The organism is Nocardioides ganghwensis, assembly GCF_014779655.1.
GTDB lineage: Bacteria > Actinomycetota > Actinomycetes > Propionibacteriales > Nocardioidaceae > Nocardioides > Nocardioides ganghwensis.
Map to the genome: position 1 here is coordinate 23,202 of NZ_JACXYX010000017.1, position 18,682 is coordinate 41,883.

At 72.1% G+C, this 18,682-nt stretch carries 18 protein-coding genes; 7 read left to right on the plus strand and 11 right to left on the minus strand.

What is annotated here, in order from left to right; translation table 11 throughout:
• Positions 1-68: 68 nt before the first annotated feature.
• Together IEZ24_RS17600 and IEZ24_RS17605 are read left to right on the plus strand one after the other, a co-directional pair.
• Positions 69-2,156, plus strand: coding sequence for a prolyl oligopeptidase family serine peptidase (locus IEZ24_RS17600; protein WP_129456106.1), 2,088 nt, complete (start codon positions 69-71; stop codon positions 2,154-2,156).
• 146 nt (positions 2,157-2,302) lie between these two features.
• Entirely contained in the window at positions 2,303-4,399 is a 2,097-nt protein-coding gene (locus tag IEZ24_RS17605; protein WP_129456105.1) for a multicopper oxidase family protein, read from the plus strand.
• A gap of 27 nt (positions 4,400-4,426) precedes the next feature.
• Here IEZ24_RS17605 and IEZ24_RS17610 read toward each other — a convergent pair whose 3' ends face one another.
• Positions 4,427-5,713: a nucleotide disphospho-sugar-binding domain-containing protein gene (locus IEZ24_RS17610; protein ID WP_129456104.1), complete on the minus strand. Its 1,287-nt coding sequence runs from the start codon at positions 5,711-5,713 to the stop codon at positions 4,427-4,429.
• 13 nt (positions 5,714-5,726) lie between these two features.
• Complete coding sequence (locus tag IEZ24_RS17615; protein WP_129456103.1) at positions 5,727-7,838, minus strand: glycosyltransferase; 2,112 nt, start codon at positions 7,836-7,838, stop codon at positions 5,727-5,729.
• 82 nt (positions 7,839-7,920) lie between these two features.
• On the opposite strand from IEZ24_RS17615, the gene IEZ24_RS17620 reads away from it, so the two are divergent.
• Together IEZ24_RS17620 and IEZ24_RS17625 are read left to right on the plus strand one after the other, a co-directional pair.
• Positions 7,921-8,505, plus strand: coding sequence for a GNAT family N-acetyltransferase (locus IEZ24_RS17620; protein ID WP_129456102.1), 585 nt, complete (start codon positions 7,921-7,923; stop codon positions 8,503-8,505).
• Positions 8,502-8,993: a GNAT family N-acetyltransferase gene (locus tag IEZ24_RS17625; RefSeq protein ID WP_165356141.1), complete on the plus strand. Its 492-nt coding sequence runs from the start codon at positions 8,502-8,504 to the stop codon at positions 8,991-8,993. The genes IEZ24_RS17620 and IEZ24_RS17625 overlap by 4 nt, the downstream gene beginning before the upstream one ends.
• A 9-nt stretch (positions 8,994-9,002) precedes the next feature.
• Here the strand turns inward: IEZ24_RS17625 and IEZ24_RS17630 are convergent, their stop codons facing one another.
• The 8 genes from IEZ24_RS17630 to IEZ24_RS17665 all read right to left on the minus strand — a co-directional run bounded on the left by IEZ24_RS17630 (position 9,003) and on the right by IEZ24_RS17665 (position 15,742).
• The gene (locus IEZ24_RS17630) at positions 9,003-9,875 is read right to left on the minus strand and encodes a cobalamin-binding protein (RefSeq protein ID WP_129456100.1); all 873 of its coding nucleotides are present in this window, start codon (positions 9,873-9,875) and stop codon (positions 9,003-9,005) included.
• A 32-nt stretch (positions 9,876-9,907) separates the two neighbouring features.
• On the minus strand, positions 9,908-11,056 hold the full coding sequence (locus IEZ24_RS17635; RefSeq protein WP_129456099.1) for a hypothetical protein: 1,149 nt from the start codon (positions 11,054-11,056) through the stop codon (positions 9,908-9,910).
• A gap of 1 nt (position 11,057) precedes the next feature.
• Positions 11,058-11,612 carry a SigE family RNA polymerase sigma factor gene (locus IEZ24_RS17640; protein WP_129456098.1) on the minus strand — a complete coding sequence of 185 codons (555 nt, stop codon included), beginning with the start codon at positions 11,610-11,612 and terminating at the stop codon, positions 11,058-11,060.
• 101 nt (positions 11,613-11,713) lie between these two features.
• The gene (locus IEZ24_RS17645) at positions 11,714-12,412 is read right to left on the minus strand and encodes an excalibur calcium-binding domain-containing protein (RefSeq protein ID WP_129456097.1); all 699 of its coding nucleotides are present in this window, start codon (positions 12,410-12,412) and stop codon (positions 11,714-11,716) included.
• Between the two features lie 79 nt (positions 12,413-12,491).
• A complete protein-coding gene (locus IEZ24_RS17650) occupies positions 12,492-13,346 on the minus strand; it encodes an ATP-grasp fold amidoligase family protein (protein WP_207206879.1) in 855 nt (284 codons plus the stop codon).
• A gap of 195 nt (positions 13,347-13,541) precedes the next feature.
• Entirely contained in the window at positions 13,542-13,862 is a 321-nt protein-coding gene (locus tag IEZ24_RS17655; RefSeq protein ID WP_129456096.1) for a DMT family transporter, read from the minus strand.
• Positions 13,862-14,215, minus strand: coding sequence for a DMT family transporter (locus IEZ24_RS17660; protein ID WP_129456095.1), 354 nt, complete (start codon positions 14,213-14,215; stop codon positions 13,862-13,864). Before IEZ24_RS17660 ends, IEZ24_RS17655 begins: the two co-directional genes overlap by 1 nt.
• Before the next feature lie 87 nt (positions 14,216-14,302).
• The gene (locus IEZ24_RS17665) at positions 14,303-15,742 is read right to left on the minus strand and encodes a hypothetical protein (RefSeq protein ID WP_129456094.1); all 1,440 of its coding nucleotides are present in this window, start codon (positions 15,740-15,742) and stop codon (positions 14,303-14,305) included.
• Positions 15,743-15,870: 128 nt separating this feature from the next.
• Between IEZ24_RS17665 and IEZ24_RS17670 the strand changes: the two genes are divergently transcribed.
• Positions 15,871-16,242, plus strand: a complete 372-nt coding sequence (locus IEZ24_RS17670; RefSeq protein ID WP_129456093.1) for a PH domain-containing protein — start codon at positions 15,871-15,873, stop codon at positions 16,240-16,242.
• A 28-nt stretch (positions 16,243-16,270) separates the two neighbouring features.
• Entirely contained in the window at positions 16,271-16,684 is a 414-nt protein-coding gene (locus IEZ24_RS17675) for an HIT family protein (RefSeq protein WP_129456092.1), read from the plus strand.
• On the opposite strand, the gene IEZ24_RS17680 is transcribed toward IEZ24_RS17675, so the two are convergent.
• Positions 16,681-17,745, minus strand: coding sequence for a phosphatase PAP2 family protein (locus tag IEZ24_RS17680; protein WP_129456091.1), 1,065 nt, complete (start codon positions 17,743-17,745; stop codon positions 16,681-16,683). The genes IEZ24_RS17675 and IEZ24_RS17680 overlap by 4 nt on opposite strands.
• A 113-nt stretch (positions 17,746-17,858) precedes the next feature.
• Here IEZ24_RS17680 and IEZ24_RS17685 point away from each other — a divergent pair, with 113 nt between their 5' ends.
• Entirely contained in the window at positions 17,859-18,626 is a 768-nt protein-coding gene (locus tag IEZ24_RS17685) for an SDR family NAD(P)-dependent oxidoreductase (RefSeq protein WP_129456090.1), read from the plus strand.
• Positions 18,627-18,682 lie beyond the last annotated feature (56 nt).

An 18,682-nucleotide genomic window follows, 5' to 3' on the forward strand; every position in this document is an offset into this window, starting at 1 on the left:
AAGTCGGGCGAAGACGGCCGAGACGACCGCGATGGAGTCTGGGAGTCCCCACCGGAGAGGGCCCCACGATGATCCGACGACCTCTGCCGGTGATCGACACCCCGCGCGTCCCGGTGACCACGACCTACCACGGTGAGGACGTCACAGAGGACTACCGATGGTTGGAGGAGAGCTCCGAGCGCACCCGAGCGTGGACGGCTGCACAGGATGCGCGTGCGCGCGAGTATCTCGAATCGATGCCCCTCTACGAATCCATCCGTAGCCGAGTCGAAGAGGTCTTGACGGTTGGATCGACGACGTACGCCCGACTGACGTGCGGGGGTGCGTCGTACTTCGCCCTCAAGACGCAGCCACCGCTTCAGCAGCCCTTGCTCGTGACGCTGCCGACGCTCGACGACCTGGGCGGTGAGCGGGTCGTGGTCGATCCGAACAAGATCGACGAGTCGGGTGCCACCACGATCGACTGGTACGTCGCCTCCCCGGACGGTGCCCACGTCGCGGTGTCGTTGTCCACGAACGGCACCGAGGACGGCATGCTCCACGTGTACGACGTGGCGACGGGTGAGCCGTCCGACGCCGTGATACCACATGTGAACAGCGGTACCGCAGGCGGCTCGCTCGCATGGCGGCACGACGCCCGGGGATTCTGGTACACCCGACACCCTGCCCCCGGCTCGGTTCCCGACGAGGACCTCGGATTCGACCAGGACGTGTGGTTCCACCGCCTGGGAAGCGACCCCACCGGTGATGGACGCGACCTCTCAGGGGTGTTCGCGGACAGCAGGATCACCGAGAACTTCCTGTCGGCCTCGGCCGACGGGCGATGGGTGATGGACCGTGCGCAGAAGGGCGACGGTGGGGAGTGGCAGGTCTTCGTGCGCTCGCAAGAGGACGGGTCTGCGTGGCGGCTGGTCGCTGACATCGACGACAAGTGCATCCGCGCTGCGTTCGGTGGTTCTTCGTTGTTCTTGCTGTCGGTGAAGGACGCACCCCACGGTCAGGTGCTGCGGCTCGACCTGTCCGAGGACGCCGGCGTTGCCGAGGCGCGCGCCGTCGTGCCGTCCGGTCCTGTCACGATCGAGGAGATCGCTGCGACCGCCGAGCGGCTGTGGGTGGTGGACATCGACGGGGGACCGTCGGCGATCAGGTGCTTCGACCACGACGGCGTCCTGCTGCCGGATGTCGACTCGCCGCAGGTCTGCTCGGTGGAAGCCCTGACGGCACTGGGGGCCGATCAGGCCGGCTGGGCGGTGGAGACGTTCGTCTCTCCTCGGCACTGGTGGGTGCAGGGCGACCAGGACCCCCGGCCGCGCCGCACCGCGTTGGACACCGTCACACCGGTGCACTTCACCGACATCGAGGTCGAGCGGGTGTTCGCCACCTCCAAGGACGGGACCCGCGTCCCTCTCAACCTGCTCGCCAGAAAGGGCACGCCGCGGGACGGCACGGCTCCCACCATCCTCTACGGGTACGGCGGATACGCGATCTCGCTCAAGCCGTGGTTCGACCCGTCCTGGCTGCCTTGGCTCGAGCAGGGGTGTGTCCTGGCGATCGCGAACATCCGAGGCGGAGGCGAGTACGGCCAGGACTGGCACCACGCCGGCCGACTCGCCAGCAAGCAGAACTGCTTCGACGACTTCATCGCGTGCGCCGACCACCTCGTCGAGACCCGGGTGACGAGCCGCGACCGGCTGGGCCTGATAGGTGGCTCGAACGGCGGCCTGTTGGTGGGAGCGGCGCTCACCCAGCGACCCGACCTGGCAGCCGCCGTCGTGTGCGCGGTGCCGGTGCTCGACGCTCTCCGCAGCGAGCTCAGCGTCAACGGCGCCTTCAACGTGACCGAGTTCGGCACGGTACGCGACCCGGAGATGTTCCGGGCGATGCGCGCATACTCGCCGTATCACAACGTCCAGGACGGGACGCCGTACCCGGCCGTGCTGTTCACCGCGGGCGAGTTCGACCCGCGCGTGCAGCCCCATGACGCGAAGAAGATGACTGCTCGACTCCAGGAGGCGACGTCGTCCGACCAGCCCATCCTGCTCCGGATGGAGCACGGGGGTCACGGCATCGGGCAGTCGTTGGACCAACAGGTCGGGGAGGTCGCCGCCTACCTCACGTTCCTGTTCGACCGACTGGGCGCGCCCTACGGTGCCTGACCCCCGAGCTCGAGTGGCGGCCATGGGTGCCTCCCAGCGGATGCCCGGACATCCCACGCATGCGGCATGACGACGCGTGGCGTGGGACGTACCTTGCAGTGAGGCCCTCGGCCACGGTGCGGGGAGTCGCCACGAAGGAGGTCGTGATGCCAGGTCACGAACCGGTGCGTCTCGGTCGGCGTACCTTCATCGCAGCGGCGGGTGCAGGAGTGGGCTTCACCCTGTACGCCAGGCTGCCCGGTGGGGCGACCCGGGCCCTGGCCGCCATCCCTGGGGGCACTCTCGCACCGGAACAGATCCCCAAGTACGTCAGCGCGTTGCTGGTCCCGCCGGTGATGCCTCGCGCCGGGACCATCAGGCAGCAGGGCGGCGCCAACGTCGACTACTACGAGATCTCGATGAGGCAGTTCTCGCAGCAGGTCCTCCCGGCGGGACTGCCGGCGACCACGGTGTGGGGGTACGGCGCCGTCAGCGCGGGCTCGGCACGGGGACTCAAGGTCCACCACGCGCCGTCCCTGACCATCGAGGCCCAGTGGAACCGACCCGTGCGAGTCAAGTGGATCAACGACCTCGTGGACCCTGACGGCAACTACCTGCCGCACCTGCTGCCGATCGACCCGACGCTGCACTGGGCCAACCCGCCCGGCGGTGAGGCCGAGCGGGACGGGCAGCCGAGCTCGCTCGAGGACCCCAAGCCCTACACCGGCCCGGTGCCCATGGTCACCCACCTCCACGGCGCCGTCGCCGTGGGTGACGAGAGCGACGGCTACCCGGAGGCGTGGTACCTGCCGGCTGCCGAGGACATCCCGGCGGGCTACGCACACTCGGGAACCTGGTACGACTTCTTCGCCGGCAAGGCGGCGTCGAGGTTCGGGGTGACGTGGGGTCCGGGGTTCGCGACGTTCCAGTACCCCAATCCTGACCGCGCCAGGACCGAGTGGTACCACGACCACTCCCTGGGCATGACCCGCGCCAACGTGTACGCCGGTCCCGCGGGGTTCTACCTCATCCGGGGCGGGCCCTCCGGCGACAAGGCCGTGCTCGACACCCGGTCCGGGACGACCGCGGTCCTGCCGGGCCCGGCCCCCAAGGAGGGTGACGACTTTCCGTCCCGCAAGGAGTACGGCGAGATCGCCCTCGCCATCCAGGACCGGGCGTTCAACGCCGACGGCTCGCTGTTCTACCCCGACAGCCGGGAGTTCTTCGACGGCGCGACCGCCGAGGCCCCGGGGTTCATCCCGGACACCGACCTGTCCCCGATCTGGAACCCGGAGTTCTTCGGCAACACGATCATCGTCAACGGCACCACCTGGCCGTTCGCGACGGTCCGCCAGCGGCGCTACCGCCTCCGCATGCTCAACGGCTGCCAGTCACGCTTCCTGATCCTGGACTTCACGGGCATCCCCGGTGTCGAGGTGTGGCAGATCGGCAACGAGGGCGGCTTCCTCCCGGCGCCCGTGAACCTCACTGCGGATCATGGCAACCGGCTGCTCATGGCCCTGGCCGAGCGGGCCGACCTCATCGTCGACTTCACCCATGTACCGGTCGGGAGCCACGTCCTCGGCAACGTCGGCCCCGACGAGCCCTTCGGCGGCGGTGAGCCGGTGGACGACTTCGATGCCGCCGACCCCGACTCCACCGGCCAGGTGATGCAGTTCCGGGTCGTACCGGCCGTGGCGCCCGACCCCACGACCCCGCCGCAGTTCCTGCAGCTCCCCGCCATCACGCCGCTGCCGGCGGCGAGCACCACGCGCCGCCTGGCCCTGATCGAGATGATGTCGGCGTCCTGGGACGGCCCGGCGCAGGCCCTGCTGGGCACCGTCGACGGCAGCGGCATGCCTCGCGAGGAGATGTGGGCAGATCCCGTGACCGAGAACCCGACCCTCGGCAGCACCGAGGTCTGGGAGTTCTACAACTTCACCGCCGACGCCCATCCGATCCACGTCCACGAGGTCGCCTTCGAGGTGGTGGACCGGCAGGCACTCGTCACCAACGACGACGGCGAGACCGAACCGCCTGCTCGCCTGGTGGGTGTGCCCCGGGCCCCGGAGGCATGGGAGGTCGGCGTCAAGGACACCGTGATCGCCTACCCCGGCGAGGTGACGCGGGTGAAGGCTCGGTTCCTCACCGCCGGCCGCTACGTCTGGCACTGCCACATCCTCGAGCACGAGGACAACGAGATGATGCGCCCCTACCAGATCGGGCCCGATCAACCCGGGCAGCCGCCTGGGCGACACGTCTGACCGGCAGGCGAGCGGATCCGCGGTTGCTCAGCCGAGCATGGCGGCCCGCGCCACGTCGCGACCCGGCACCAGGCGCAGCTCCTCGCCGACCTCGCGCGCCAGGTGCGGGGCGGGGCCGTCGAGGACGCCGCGCAGGGCGGCGGTCAGCTCCGCGGACGTGGCCGCGTTCGGATCGAGCGCTGCGCCCAGGCCGGCGGCCTCGATCGCCGCCGCCCCCGCGAACTGGTCGGTGGAGAACGGCAGCACCACCATCGGCACCCCGGCGGTGAGCGCCTCCGTGACGCTGTTGTTGCCGCCGTGCGTGACGGCCACCGCCGCGCGGTCCAGCAGGGCGACCTGCGGCAGGTAGGGACGCACCAGCCAGTCCGGCGGGACGTCCGGCAGGCCGGTGGCGGAGCCGGTCGCCACCGCGACCCGGAGGCCGAGCGGGCGCAGCGCGTCCAGCACCGTCGCCAGCACGTCCCCGCGCGCCGAGAGGAAGCTGCCGAAGCTCACGTAGACCACCGGCCGGTCGTCGGCCGCGAGCCAGGCCTCGACGTCGTCGGTCGCCGGCTCGGCCCGTACGGCAGAGCCGAGGAACGCGTGCGGCGGCAGCAACGCCGCACGGGCCGGGTCGTGCAGGGACGCCGGGTAGTTCAGCAGGAGCAGGTCGCCGTGCTCGGCGAACGCGTCCGCCGACGGCGTGGCACCGGGTGCCAGTGCGTCCAGGGCGGCGTTCCACTCCTCGGTGAAGGAGTCCCGGACCTCCCGGCACAGCCGGTGCAGGGCGCGGAGCTCGGACTCCGGCGGGGTGAAGGCGGCCGGCCAGGCGGTGGGGTAGCCGTACACCTCGTCGCCGACCGGGAGCGCGGACGGGTGGCCGAGCACGACGTCGGCGTGCGGGATCCCCGCGGCGGCCAGCGCGATACGGGCGCTGAACGCCAGGTGGTCGACGATGACGTGGTCGGGCTTCACCCGGTCGACGACGTCGAGGACGGCTCGGGCCCGGTCCACCGGCTCCCACAGCAGGTCGGTGCGACGTGCCTCGGCCTGGTAGCGCAGCGTCGCCACCATGCCGTGCCGCGTGGCGTCGAAGAAGCCACGCAGCGCGTCGTCCTCGCCGGGTGGCTGCTGCTCGGCCCGGATGACCCCGGGGTTCGACCCCCGGCCCAGCACCAGGTCGGCGCGGTCGAACCCGAAGTTCGCGACGATGCCCGCGGTCGCCGGGCCGGTCGCGACGACGACCCGCTCGCCGGCGTCCTGCCAGGCCGTCGCGAGGGTCGCCAGCGGGAGCAGGTGCGAGGCGTAGTCCGGGCTGATCACCAGCAGGGTCATGCGAGCAACCGTGTCACGAGCGGCCCGCCGTACGGACGGCGCCGGCGTAGATCCGGCTCAACCGGTCCGCCATGGCCTGCACGGTGAAGTCGGCCCTCACCCGGTCCAGTGCCCGGTCGATCCGCTCGGCCTGACCCGGTGCGGTGGCGAGGTCGAAGGCGGCGCGCATCGCACGCGCCACCTCGTCGGGCCGGCGGGTGTCGACGAGCACGCCGGTCACCCCGTCGTCGATGTACGTCGCCGGTCCGCCGGCCGCCGGTCCCACCACCACCAGCCCCGAGGCCAGGGCCTCGAGCAGCGCCAGGCCGAACTCCTCCTTGAGGCTGCTGCACACGTACACCCCGTCCGGGCCGTTGCCGCCCGGCCTGCCCGCCCGCGCGGCCGCCAACCAGACCGCCACCACGTCGTTGGGACGGTGACCGGGCATCACCAGGCCGTCGGCGGCCGTGGGGAACCGCGCCAGCACCTCGTCGATCAGGTCCAGCTGCTGCCGCTCGTCGGGCGACGGGTCGGCCAGGTCGCCGCCGACGACCAGCAGGTTGCACCGCTCGGACAGCTCGGCATCGCCGGCCCACGCCTCGACCAGCGTCGCCATCCCCTTGACCCGGTGCAGGCGGCCCACGCTGATCGCCAGCGGCAGCCCCCTGCGGTGCTCGGGCAGCGCGGCGAGGAGCGCGTCGAGCTCGGCCAGCGCCGGGCCGGGAGCTCCGGGGCCCTCCACCTCGGCAGCGGCGGCGGCGCTGACGCCGAGGTCGACGCCCTCCGGCACCACGGTGTAGCGGCCGGGTTCCCCAGCCACGTCCAGGCCGAGCAGCTCGCGCATGTCGTGCTGCAGCTCGGGGCGGGGGAAGAGCACGATGTGGGCCGAGTCCTCTGCCAGTCGCTGCACCAGGCGGGCACGGAACCAGTAGTGCTCACGCTCGTCCTCGGTGCCGAAGTTGCCCCGGTGCAGGCCACCGGTCATGTCCAGGGCGTGGATGACGGCGTGGGGGTCGGGCGCGAGGGTGAACACCACCGGGATGCCCAGGTCGCGGGCCACCTCGGCAGCGGCCAGGCTGCCCACCTCCGCCATCCGCAGGTGCAGCACGTCGGGGCGGTACGTCCGCAGCACGCGGCGGATCCCGCGTTCCGCCGCGACCCGCGAGGGCCAGGCCTGCGCGGTGGAGGTGGCCTCGGGGAGCAGGGGCACCGGGGTCAGCAGGTGGCCGTCGGCCGGAGTCAGCGCATCCAGGGCGGCGCCGGGGGTGCCGCGGGAGAGGGTCAGCACCCGGTCGACCCCGGTCCCGGCCGCGAGTGCGTCACCCAGGCGGACCAGCAGCGTGGCGACGCCACCGTTGTCGCCGGCGCCCGCCCGGCTCAGGTCACGGTCGATGTCGGCGTGCAGGAAGAGCTGGGCGACGGTCAGGCCGTGCCCGGCATCGCCACGCTCGACGACGTCGATGCCCAGGTCGATGGCGGCGAGCCGGGCGACGGCCCCCACGTCGCCGTCGGCCGTGCCGAGGTGCCGGACCACCGCCACCGCGGCGTCATCGTCCGGGCGGTCACCCAGGGCGGCGACGGCAGCCAGCCGTACGGTCGGGTGCTCGCCGTCCTCGAGGGCGAGCTCGCGCAGCGCACGGCCGGCGATCGGCCCCGGCACCAGGCCGAGGGTCTCGACCAGCCTGCTGCGGACCGCGGCATCGGCCGCCCCGACGAGCGCGTCCTCGATGGAGAGGGAGACCTGCTGCGGCGCGGCGACGGCCCACCGGGCGAGCGTGCGCTGGGCGAGCATGCCGGAGAACCCTCCGCCCACGACGACGCCGACGAGCCTGCCGACCGCGTCGAGGCGCGGGAGCCGCGTCCGCAGCGCCCAGCTCGCGTGCTCGCGCAGGAACGGCCGGGGGTGCGAGAGGAGGTCGGCCAGGACGGCGTCGGCCCCGTCGTCGCACACCTGCGCGAGCGCGTGCACGGCCGCCACCGCGGTCAGCTCGTCGCGCTCGTCGATCACGTCGGCGAGCAGCCGCACCGGCGCCGGTCCGCCCTCGCCGCCGGCGGCGGCCGCGAGGCGGTCCCCACTGCGCAGCACGTCCACCACGAACGGTGCCTGCTGGACCTCGTCCAGGGTGCGCTGAAGAGACTGGGTCATGTGTCCTGTTCGGCGCCGACACCACATCGGATGGCGCCGATCTGACGGACTGGACCACCGCGCCGAGGACTAGGGTCGCCGCATGCCCGACTTCAGCTGGCTCCCGGCCAACCAGGCGGCGCCGGAGGACGTCGAGGCCGTCTTCGGGACGGGAGGCGCCGCCAAGTGCCGGTGCCAGGCGCTCAAGGTGCCCGGCTGGATCTGGCGCGACACCACCCAGGAGCAGAGGGACGCCGCGCTGGTCGAGCAGACCGCGTGCGGCACCTCGGGGCCGACCTCGGGCCTGATCGGGTACGTCGACGACGAGGCGGCCGGCTGGGTCGCCGTCGAGCCGCGGGAGAACTACCCCCGGCTGTGGAGCCGCAAGCAGGCGTGGATGCGGATGGACCCCGAGCTCGAGGGCGTCTGGTCCGTCACCTGCTTCGTGGTGCGCAAGGGCTGGCGCCGCGCGGGCCTGACCTACGAGCTCGCCCACGCCACCGTCGCGTACGGCGAGCAGGTCGGCGCTCGCGTCCTCGAGGGCTATCCGATCGAGCCGCCCCCGGGCAAGACCGTCATCTGGGACGAGGCGTCCGTCGGATTGCTGCAGGTCTTCCTCGAGGCCGGCTACGAGGTGGCGGCCTCGCCCACCCTGCGACGGCGCGTCGTACGCCGGGTGCTGGCGTGACCCGCCTCGTCGACCCAGGCTCCATCCGCATCGCCCCGCTGACCCGGGCGTACGCCGAGGACCTCGCGACCTGGCGCTACGACCCGCCCTACGACGTCTACGACCTGGCCGGCGCCGATCCGGACGAGCTGCTCGACCCGGAGCTGGGCTTCCACGCCGTCCTGGCCGACGACCGGCTGATCGGCTTCCGGTCCTTCGGCCCGGACGGCCGGGTGCCCGGCTGGGACTACGACGACTCGGCCCTCGACACCGGGGGAGGGCTGCGTCCGTCGCTGACCGGGCAGGGGCTGGGCAGGGCGGTCATCGCCGCCGGGCTCGACTTCGGTCGCTCGCAGTACGCGCCGGCGGCCTTCCGGGTCACGGTCGCGTCGTTCAACGTGCGGGCGCGTCGGACGGTCGAGTCGCTCGGCTTCGAGGTGGTCGGGTCGTTCGCCGCCCGCCGGGACGGGCGGCCGTTCGACGTGCTCGTCCGCGCCGAGCGCCGCTGACGACTGTCGTCAGACGCGCCGGGCGTACGGAGAGGGTTCGACCGCCTCCGGGTGCAGGATCCCGGCCAGCACCTCGACCCCGTCGACGAGGCGCGGGCCGGGACGGGCGAAGTGCCCGTCGGCGTCCACGGCCCACACGGGCACGCCCGGGAAGCGGTGGCGTACGTCCTCCGCGAGCGTCGCGGCGCCGTCGAGGTCGTAGCCGCACGGGGCGCACACGACGAGGTCCGGAGCCGAGTCGACGGCCTGCTCCCACGTGATGCGGGTCGACTTTGTGCCAGCGACGCCGAGCGTCGGCTCGCCGCCGGCGCGGGTGACCATCTCGGGGATCCAGTGGCCGGGGGCGAACGGCGGATCGGTCCACTCGAGCACCAGCACGCGCGGCCGCGGACGCCCGTCCACCTGCTCGGCGACCGTTGCGAGGCGCGCCTCGAGCGAGGCCACCAAGGTCGCTGCCTGCTCCGTACGTCCGGTCGACCGGCCGATCTCGGTGACGGACGCCAGCACGTCGTCGAGCGTGTGCGGGTCGACCGTCGCCACCTCGGCCCGGCAGCCCAGGTGGCGAAGCGCCTCATCGACGGTGTCGACGTCGATCGCGCAGACCGCGCAGAGGTCCTGCGTGACGACGAGGTCCGCGTCGAGGTCGGTGAGGGCCCCGGCGTCGAGGCGGTAGAGGTCCTCACCGGCCGTCATCGCGGCCGCGACGAAGTCGTCGATCTCCTTGGGCGTCAGCCCCTCCGGCATCGCGGACGTCGACACCACCCGCCGCTCCCGTGCCTCCGCCGGGTGGTCGCACTCGAAGGTCACGCCCACGACGTCGTCACCGGCGCCGACGGCGAACAGGATCTCGGTGGCGGACGGGATCAGCGAGACGATGCGCACCGGGTGAGCCTAGACGGCTCGGCGAGGACGTCTCAGGGAGCCGCGAGCAGGACGCACTCCTGCAAGGCGGGGCTGCAGCGCGCCATTCGCTCCTGCTGCCCGTCGGTCACGCGGGCGACGAGGAACTGGTCGTCCTCGAAGGTGAAGGACGTGTTGACGAAGCGCCACCCCTGCGGGAGCGAGAGCACGCCCTCGCGACCTCCGTCGAGGTCGCGCACGCGGATCTCGTCGTACTCCGGCACGTCGCCGCTGATCTGGTCGGCGGGCACCCACGCCACCCACTCCCCGGACACGTCCGCGATCCCGAAGTTCGGCAGGTCCGCGATCGGCACCAGGTCGCCGTCGGGCGTCAGGTCGGCCAGGTAGACCCGGCCGTCGGCGGCCACCCGATTGTCGCCGCTCGGGTCCCGAGCGTCGCCGCTGCCGTCGACGACCACCAGACCCGCCCTCGTCGCCTGCCAGACCAGCTGACCGGGGGCGGTCTGGGTCAGGTCGACCGGCTCTGCGCCGTCGAAGGGACGCCACAGGACGCCGACACCCCGGCCGCTCGCGATCACCCAGCCGTCGTCGGTGACGGCTGCGACGCGGGTGCCGACCCCGTCCTCGTCCCGGACGGGGACCGGTACGGGCAGGCCCATCCCCTCGCCGTCGGGTGCGGTGTGGAACCCGTTCAGGTCGCCCTCGCTGGAGAGGTAGGCGATGAACTGCCCGTTGGGCGACACGGCCGGCGGCTGCTCGACGGCGACGTCCAGCCCCCTCGGCGCTCCGCCGTTGCCCCACGACCACACGAACGGCGGCTCCACCGCCAGCCAGCCCTGAGCGGTCCCGTCGACCGAGTCGAAGCCGGGGAACGAGTCGTCGCCGACGTACGCCACCCGGTCGAGCACGTACGGCACCCGGGGCTGTCCCGTGGGCACCGTCTCCGGCAGTGGGTCGGCCGCGCCATCGGTGACAAACTCCGTCGGCTGTGGTGCCGGCTGGGGCACGCCGCTCCGGTTCGACGGGCCGCCCACGAGGACCACCAGCGCGATCAGCACCACGGCGGCGGCCACCGCCAGCAGCGGCGGCCAGACGAACCGCGACGGCGGTCCGGTGGGCAGCTCCGGCAGGGGCGGGACCTCCACGCCGTCGGCGACCTGGCGCAGCTCGCGCGTCAGGATCTTCTCGATGTCCTCGTGCATGTCAGTCCTCCTTCCCGCCGGGCCGGGGTGTGTCCTGCTCGTCCAGTGCGGCCTTCAGGCTCTTGAGCGCGCGGTGGGCCGTGGACTTCACGGTGCCGCGCGAGCACCCGAGCGTCTCGGCGATCTCCGCCTCGCTGAGGTCCTCGTAGTAGCGCAGCACGATGACCGCGCGCTGCTGGCGCGGGAGCTGCTTGACGTGCGGCCACAGCGCCCTGCGCTCCTCGGACGTCCCCGGCGTCCCAGCGGTGCCTCCGGCCGCGCCGGACGGTCCGCCCCACTCCGGGACCTCGTCGGTCAGCAGCTCCAGCCGGCGCGCGCTGGGTCGCCTGGAGGAGAGGAACGTGTTGGTGAGGATCCGCCGCACGTAGGCGTTCATCGAGTCCGAGGCGCTCACCTTGACCCACGCGCCGTGGGCCTTGATGAGCGTCTGCTGCGCGAGGTCCTCGGCGTCTGCGTGGTTGCCGGCCAGCAGGTAGGCGCTGCGGTACAGCATCGACCAGGAGACGGCGGCGTACTCCTCGAACGAGGGCACCTGCGTGCCGGTCGTCGAGAACATGCCCACCCCCTCACCTGCACCCCCGCGGTGCCCACTCACCCTCCTGACTCCCGACACCGGCGGAAGGTTGCGTCGGGCACGTCAGCGATCGGGCTACGACCTCACCAGCAGTCGTTCCACGCGCCCCGCTGGTGGGCGCGGGCGTTCCGGATCGCGCGGACGTACGTGCCGTGCCGGGCGACCGGCTTGCCGCCGAAGACGTAGGGCCTGGTGAAGCCGCTCCACGCCTGCCGGTAGGACAGGTCCGCGTAGCCGCCCTCACGCTTCACGTAGCGCAGCAACCGCCCGTAGCGGTCCTTGGCCGCCTGGGTCCGGTCCGAGACCAGGTGCACGGTCGAGCCCACGGGCGCGAGCCGGCGCAGGTTGGCCGTCGCGTCGTCAGCACCGCAACGGCCGCGCTCCGGGGTGTCGATCCCGAGCATGCGTACGGACACGTGCGCGCCGCTGCGCAGCCGGACCCGGAGCGTGTCGCCGTCGGTGACGCGGACGACGTTGCCGGTCTCGCGGTAGGTCTGCTGAGTCTGGGTGTTCGCGAACTGCTGTGGCGCGGTGCTGCCGCGGCCGATGCACGGGCACGGGTTGGACTCGCACGCCACGCCGTCCCCGTCGTCGTCGAGGCGGTGCGGGTCGCCGGCGCCGGCCTGCAGGAAGAAGTTCTGGGCCGCGGCCTGGCTCGGGAAATCCCCGCAGTCGCGGTCGGAGAAGGCCGCCGCCGGCGCCTGCGGCACGGTGGCGAGCCCCAGCGCGACGACCAACGGTGCGACGACTGCGAGCGCGAGCGCGCGTACGAGCGTGTTCATGCGTTCCCCACGGAATCGAGACGTGCTGACTCCCAAGGGTCACATCGGCGGGGCGCGCGCGTGGGCAGAACGCGTCAAGTCACACGTAGCGACGCGGCGGGGTCCAGTGGCTGCCGAACTCGGAGTTGAACGACTCTGGTTCGAACGGGCTGTCGCCACCGGCGGGCAGGCTCGACATCTCACCGAACACGATGCGGCCGGGAAGGTCGTACAGGTCCACCCGCACGAAGTCGGTGTCCTGCCCGAGGCGCTGCGCCAGGTCCACCATCTCGTCGAGCCGGTCCGGGCGCGAGACCGGCGGCGTCGCCCAGGGGTGGCCGCCGCTCAGTGGCACGTGTTCCCAGCCGGCGGTGAAGAAGTCCTGGGTACGCGTCCCGAAACGCCCACGGTCCACCTGCACGTAGCGGCACGTCCCGTGGAAGACGAAGAACTTGTAGTCGTCCGGCACCTCGCCGCCAGGACCGCCCAGGAACTCCTCCACGACGACCCGCCGAGGCACGTGCCCGTACGCCCACTCCCGGTTGGGTCCTTGGCCGTACAGCTGTGACAGCCACACGTGCCCCAACGCGGCGAGGTGATCACCCGGCGCGTGCTCCGGCCGCACGTGGCTGTAGGCCCAGCCGTGCTCGGGAGGCGGCAGACGGGCCTCGGCGGGAGCCGTCGGAGACACGATGACCGCGACACCGCTGCCGTGGCTGGGCTTGACGACGTACGCCGTGGGCAGGCGCAGCGGCGCGAGCGCTGCGGGGTCCTCGAGCACGTGCAGCACCCGCGGGAGCACGCCGTCTCCCGCGATGGCGGCCACGTGATCGCGCACCGCGACCTTGTCGGCGAAGGTGACCATCAGCGCACGGTGGTCCCGCAGCATCTTGTAGCGGACCTTCTCGTTGAACGTGCGTGGTCGACGGGTCCGCCACAGGCGCCACCACCGCACCCACCTGCTGCGTTGCCTCCACGGCACCCCAGGTGCGACCGCGGGCTGTCTCCCGCCTCGCGAGGCGATCGCGCCGGCATCCTCCACGGCACTTCCCCAGCCCGTCACGGGTATCAATCAACCACGTCCAGGCGGAAGTCCGGGTCGAGGGCTCCGCCGGTGGTCGGCGGGTGGGCTGGCGGGCCGCGTCGAGGACTAGTGGGCTGCGCCGACTTCTACGAGAAGGACGCCGCCGATGATGAGGGCGATGCCGCCCATCATGAGTGGGGTGAGGGGTTCCTGGAAGAGGGCCTTGGAGGCGATGGCGGTCAGGGCCACGCCGGAGGCCGCCCAGATGCCGTAGGCGACACCGAGGCCGAGGCCCTCGTCGAGGGTCAGGGTCAGGAAGGTGAAGGCGAGGAGGTAGCCGACGGCTACGGCGGCGTAGTAGGCGCGTTGGCCGGTTGCAGCCATGCGCAGGCAGATGGTGCCGATGACCTCGAAGATGATGGCTCCGGCAAGGAACAGCCACTGCATCAGGGGGCCTCTTGGGTGCGAGTGTGCTTGTGGGCCGATTGGGAGCCGAGCTCGACGGTGAGGACGCCCGCAATGATGAGGACGATGCCGAGGCCCATGAGAGCGGTGAGGGCTTCGTCGAAGATGAGCGATGACATCACTGCGGTGGTGGCTACGCCGAGCGCAGCCCAGATGCCGTAGGCGACGCCGAGGGCCATGCCCTGGCGCAGGGCGAGCGCGAGGAGCGTGAAGGAGGCCGGGTAGCCGACGGCGACGACGATGTAGAGCGCTGGAAGGTCGAGCGCGCCTTTCAGGGACAGTGTGGCGGCGACCTCACAGAGGATGGCTGCGGTGAGCAGTACCCACCTGTTCACGAGTTCTCCCGGCTGTCAGGCATGGCCCTGAGCCTAGGGGCGGACGTCCTCCCATGCCGCGATCAGTGCGGTAGCTGTGATGCACCGTCAGGTGAAGTAGAGGTCGACGCCGGGCGGCGCCTCGAGGATCTCCCGCGCGTGGTGGAGATCGATGCGGCGCGTGCCGCGGTGGTCGACGATGAACGCGAGCCCGTGCGGACTGAGCCAGACGTAGCGGCCCTGGCCGCACTGGCGGGATCGGTAGCCGGCGTGCGTCTTCCAGCGGTGGTGCCGCCTGCCGAGGGGACCGGAGTTGTGCGACCCGGTCTGCGGATGCTTCGGGTCGGGGGGCCCGGTGTCGTCGTAGGGGGTGGGGTGGTCGTAGTCGAGGTGTCGGCTGGTCGAGGTGGCGAAGGGCCAGTAGTCGCCGCCGGTCGTCAGGTAGACCTGCTCCTTGAGGGACTCGGGGTGCTCGTAGGCGGTGGAGCGCACCCGGGACGACAGGTCTCGCACGGGACGCACGGTGAGCCGGGTGCGGCCCAGCAGCGCGCACAGCGCGGACACCGAGGTCGGTCCGAGGCCCTCGACCCGAGCGACGGCATCGGCGCCGGCGAGCGCGGCCTCGTGGAGGTGGACGTGCAGCACGGCCTTGGGTGCGAGGGGAGTGAGGTCGAGGGAGCACAGTGCGTCGAGCAGGTCGGCGGGGAACGCGGTCGCACGGCTCCGCGGCTGGTCGGGCTCGTCGGGCTCGGCCGGATCGGTGCCGGGAAGGGTGTCGTCGGTGTGCTCGAGGAGCAGCTGGAGCAGCTCGGCCGGGCGTGCGAGGTAGCCGAAGGCGATGGCGCGCAGCTCGTCCGCGCCGACCCCGGCGTGGGTGGGGGCGAGGATGTCCGCCACACGCTGCACGGTCGCCTCGACCCACACGGCGTCGCCAGCCTCGATGCGGGCGATGACGGTGCGCAGTCCGTACTCGTCGGTGCGCCCGGAGCTGACGTAGCGACGGGCCCTCTCGGCCTCGACGCGCTGGTCGTGCAGGGCGGGGTCGGCCTCGATGACCTTGCCCTCGGCGACGGCGAGGACCCGCCCGCCCGCCTCGCGGGCGATGATCCTCGCGACCGCAGCGTCGACGACGCCCACACGGTCGGCGGCGAGGTGACGCGACAGCCGGGCGACCCGCCGGGCGATGAAGACCTCGGCCTCGCCCGCGCGGACGACCGCCCATGTCGCCGGGAGCCGGTGCTGGAGGTCGAGCACGTCGGCCAGCGCGTTGGTGGTGGCGGTGACGCCGGTGCCGCGGGCGATCGCGATCTCGCCGAGGCAGAAGTCCTGCACACCCGGCGTGCCCTCGCCGCCGAGCTGGACCAGGACATCCCCGAGTCGACGCGCCTGCGCCCCGTCAGGCCCCTCGGTCGGGTCGGTGGAGTGGACGACCGCCCACTGCGCGAGGACCTCGAGGTCGTGGACCTCCGCCAGCCGGCGCTCCCGCACAGCCCCGCTCGCGGCGGCCAGCAGGCCGGTCGCGTCGAGCTCGGAGAGGGCGTCGGTCATGTGTTCGATTGTAGGTGTCGCCACCGACACTGGATCCGAGCGGTCAGGTCCACGTGCTGTCAGGGCTGCCTTGTCGAACTTGTGTGATCTGCCCCGCGAGGGCGGTGGCGTCTGCGACGCTCTCGCGCATGGAAACCGCAGCGATCACGTCATGGACCCTCCTCCAGGAGATCCCCGTCCCCGCAGACGTCAACGACCTCCTCGTCGACGGAGAGCAGGCCGTCGCGGCCTACAAGACCTTCCGGGACTCCGCGATCTTCACCACCAAGCGCCTGATCGTGCGCGACGCCCAGGGGCTCACGGGCAAGAAGGTCGAGGTCTACTCGCTGCCCTACAGCCGCATCGACATGTGGTCGTCCGAGAACGCCGGCAAGCTGCTCGACTTCAACGCCGAGCTGGAGATGTGGACCCGAGCTGGGCACATCAAGATCAAGCTGGACAAGAAGATCGACATCCGCCGGCTCGACAAGCTCATCGCCTGGGCCGTGCTCAACGCCTGAGGCCTGCGCCCGTGGCACGATCCGTCCCGTGGACGGATGCGTGTTCTGCCAGATCGTCGCCGGCGACGTGCCCGGCCACCTCGTGCTCGAGACCGACGACCTGGTCGCGTTCCTCGACACCCGCCCGGTCTTCAAGGGCCACGTCCTGCTGGTGACCCGCACCCACGTGGAGACCCTGCCCGACCTGCCAGCCCCGCTGCGCGACCCGTTCCTCGCCGCCGCGCAGCGGATCGCGACCGCGGTCAAGGACGGGCTCGGCGCCCAGGGGTCGTTCGTCGCGATCAACAACACGGTGAGCCAGTCCGTGCCGCACCTGCACCTGCACGTCGTGCCGCGCACGAAGGGTGACGGGCTGCGCGGCTTCTTCTGGCCCCGCACCAAGTACGCCGCCGGCGAGCCCGAGGCGTACGCCGAGCGCCTCCGCGCGGCCCTCGACGGCTAGGTGTGGGGCTGGGCCTGCTCGCGCTCGTCCGCGACGACGGCGGACGGGCGTACGCGATCGCGCCGCAGCGGGTGACCGGTCGCCGCGGCTGCGAGCAGGAGCGCCACGGCACCGACGACCGCGCCGCCGAGGACGTCGACGAAGAAGTGCCAGCCCAGGTAGACCGTCGACACGGCCGTCAGCACCGCGAAGGTCCACAGGGCGCCCCGCACCCACGACGGCAGCCGCAGCACCTCCGCGACCAGGCAGGTCGTCACGGTGATCGCGACGTGCAGCGAGGCGAACGCGGCCACGGTCTGGACGGCCCGGGTGTCCCACGCGCCGGCGAGGACGTCGACGCGGTCCTGCAGCAGCCACTCCTGCACCCGCGTGTTGAAGGTGGGGGAGAGGTCGGCGAACTCCTGCGGACGGGAGTAGGCGGGCCCCAGCGACGGCACGAGGTAGTAGACGGCGACACCGAGCAGCCAGTTGAAGGAGATGGCGGTGACGTAGAGCTCGCCCGCCAGCGAGCGCCGCGTCCACACGAGCGCGACGGCGAGGGCCGCCGGCACGAGGCCGATCCACAGCACGTAGACCCCCGACATCAGCCAGGCGGCCCACCCGGTGCCGAGCACCTCGTGCAGCACGCCGGCAGGGTCGTGGCCGAGCCACAGGACGCGGTCCAGCCTCGCCAGCTCGGTGTCCCACAGGCGCTCGTTGACGAACGGCAGGTAGCCCTTGAGGTTGCGGAACGCGACGTAGGCGACGTACCAGGCGAGGAGCCCGCTCAGGGTGAAGCGGACCTGCGCCCGGTCCCAGCGCTCGCCCACCACCGACCGGAGGGCCGACAGCGCGCCCGACGCCGTGACCGGCCGCTCGCGACGGAGGAGCGCCAGCACCCACCGTGCGACGACGTCCAGCAGCACGGCCGTCAGCACGATGAGCGGGAGCCGCACCCACGTCGGGACCGAGACCCCGTCCGGGTCGCGCACCGGCAGGTCGTACGCCGTGGCGACGAGCAGCGTGGCGACGGCCATCGCCGCCGCCACTGCCGCCGCGCCTCTGAAGTCCCCCCGAACCATGTGCTCCACGCTAGCGGCGTGCGGCGGACCGGTCGCGCCCCTGCGCCGAATCTCCACAACTCTCGTGAGATCCTCCGAGGACAGCCAGTCACCGAGCCCGAGGAGCCGTACACATGGGTCGCTACGACCGTCGCGTCGCCGTCATCACCGGAGCAGCACGAGGTATCGGCTTCGGCATCGCCCAGCGCCTGGCCAGCGAGGGCGCGTCGATCGCGATCCTCGACCTCGACGAGGCCGCCGCCCAGGAGGCCGCCGGACGCCTCGAGCTCACCGACGGGGCGCGGGCGATCGGCGTCGGCTGCGACGTCGTGGACTCCGCCGCCGCCGAAGCGGCCGTCCAGCGGGTCGTCGACGAGCTCGGCGGCATCCACGTGCTGGTCAACAACGCCGGCATCACCCGCGACAACCTGCTGTTCAAGATGACCGAGGAGGACTGGGACCTGGTCATGGGCGTCCACCTCAAGGGCGTCTTCAACATGACGAAGGCCGCGCAGTCGCGGTTCGTGGAGCAGAAGTACGGCAAGATCCTCAACCTCTCCAGCGTCTCCGCCCTCGGCAACCGCGGCCAGGCCAACTACTCCGCCGCCAAGATGGGCATCCAGGGCCTCACCCGCACGCTGGGCATCGAGCTCGGCCCGTTCGGCATCACCGCCAACGCCATCGCCCCGGGCTTCATCGTCACCGAGATGACCGACGCCACCGCGCGGCGGCTCAAGATGGAGCCCGACGAGCTCCAGCGCCTCAACGCCGAAGCCACCCCCGTACGCCGCGTCGGGCAGCCCGAGGACATCGCCGCGGCCGCCGCCTTCCTGTGCAGCGACGAGGCGTCGTTCATCACCGGGCAGACGTTGTACGTCGACGGAGGCCGCAAGCTGGGCTGAGCGCCCGCGAAGGTCGATCCACGTGATCCCGGCCACGGTCCCACGCTCGGGGCCGT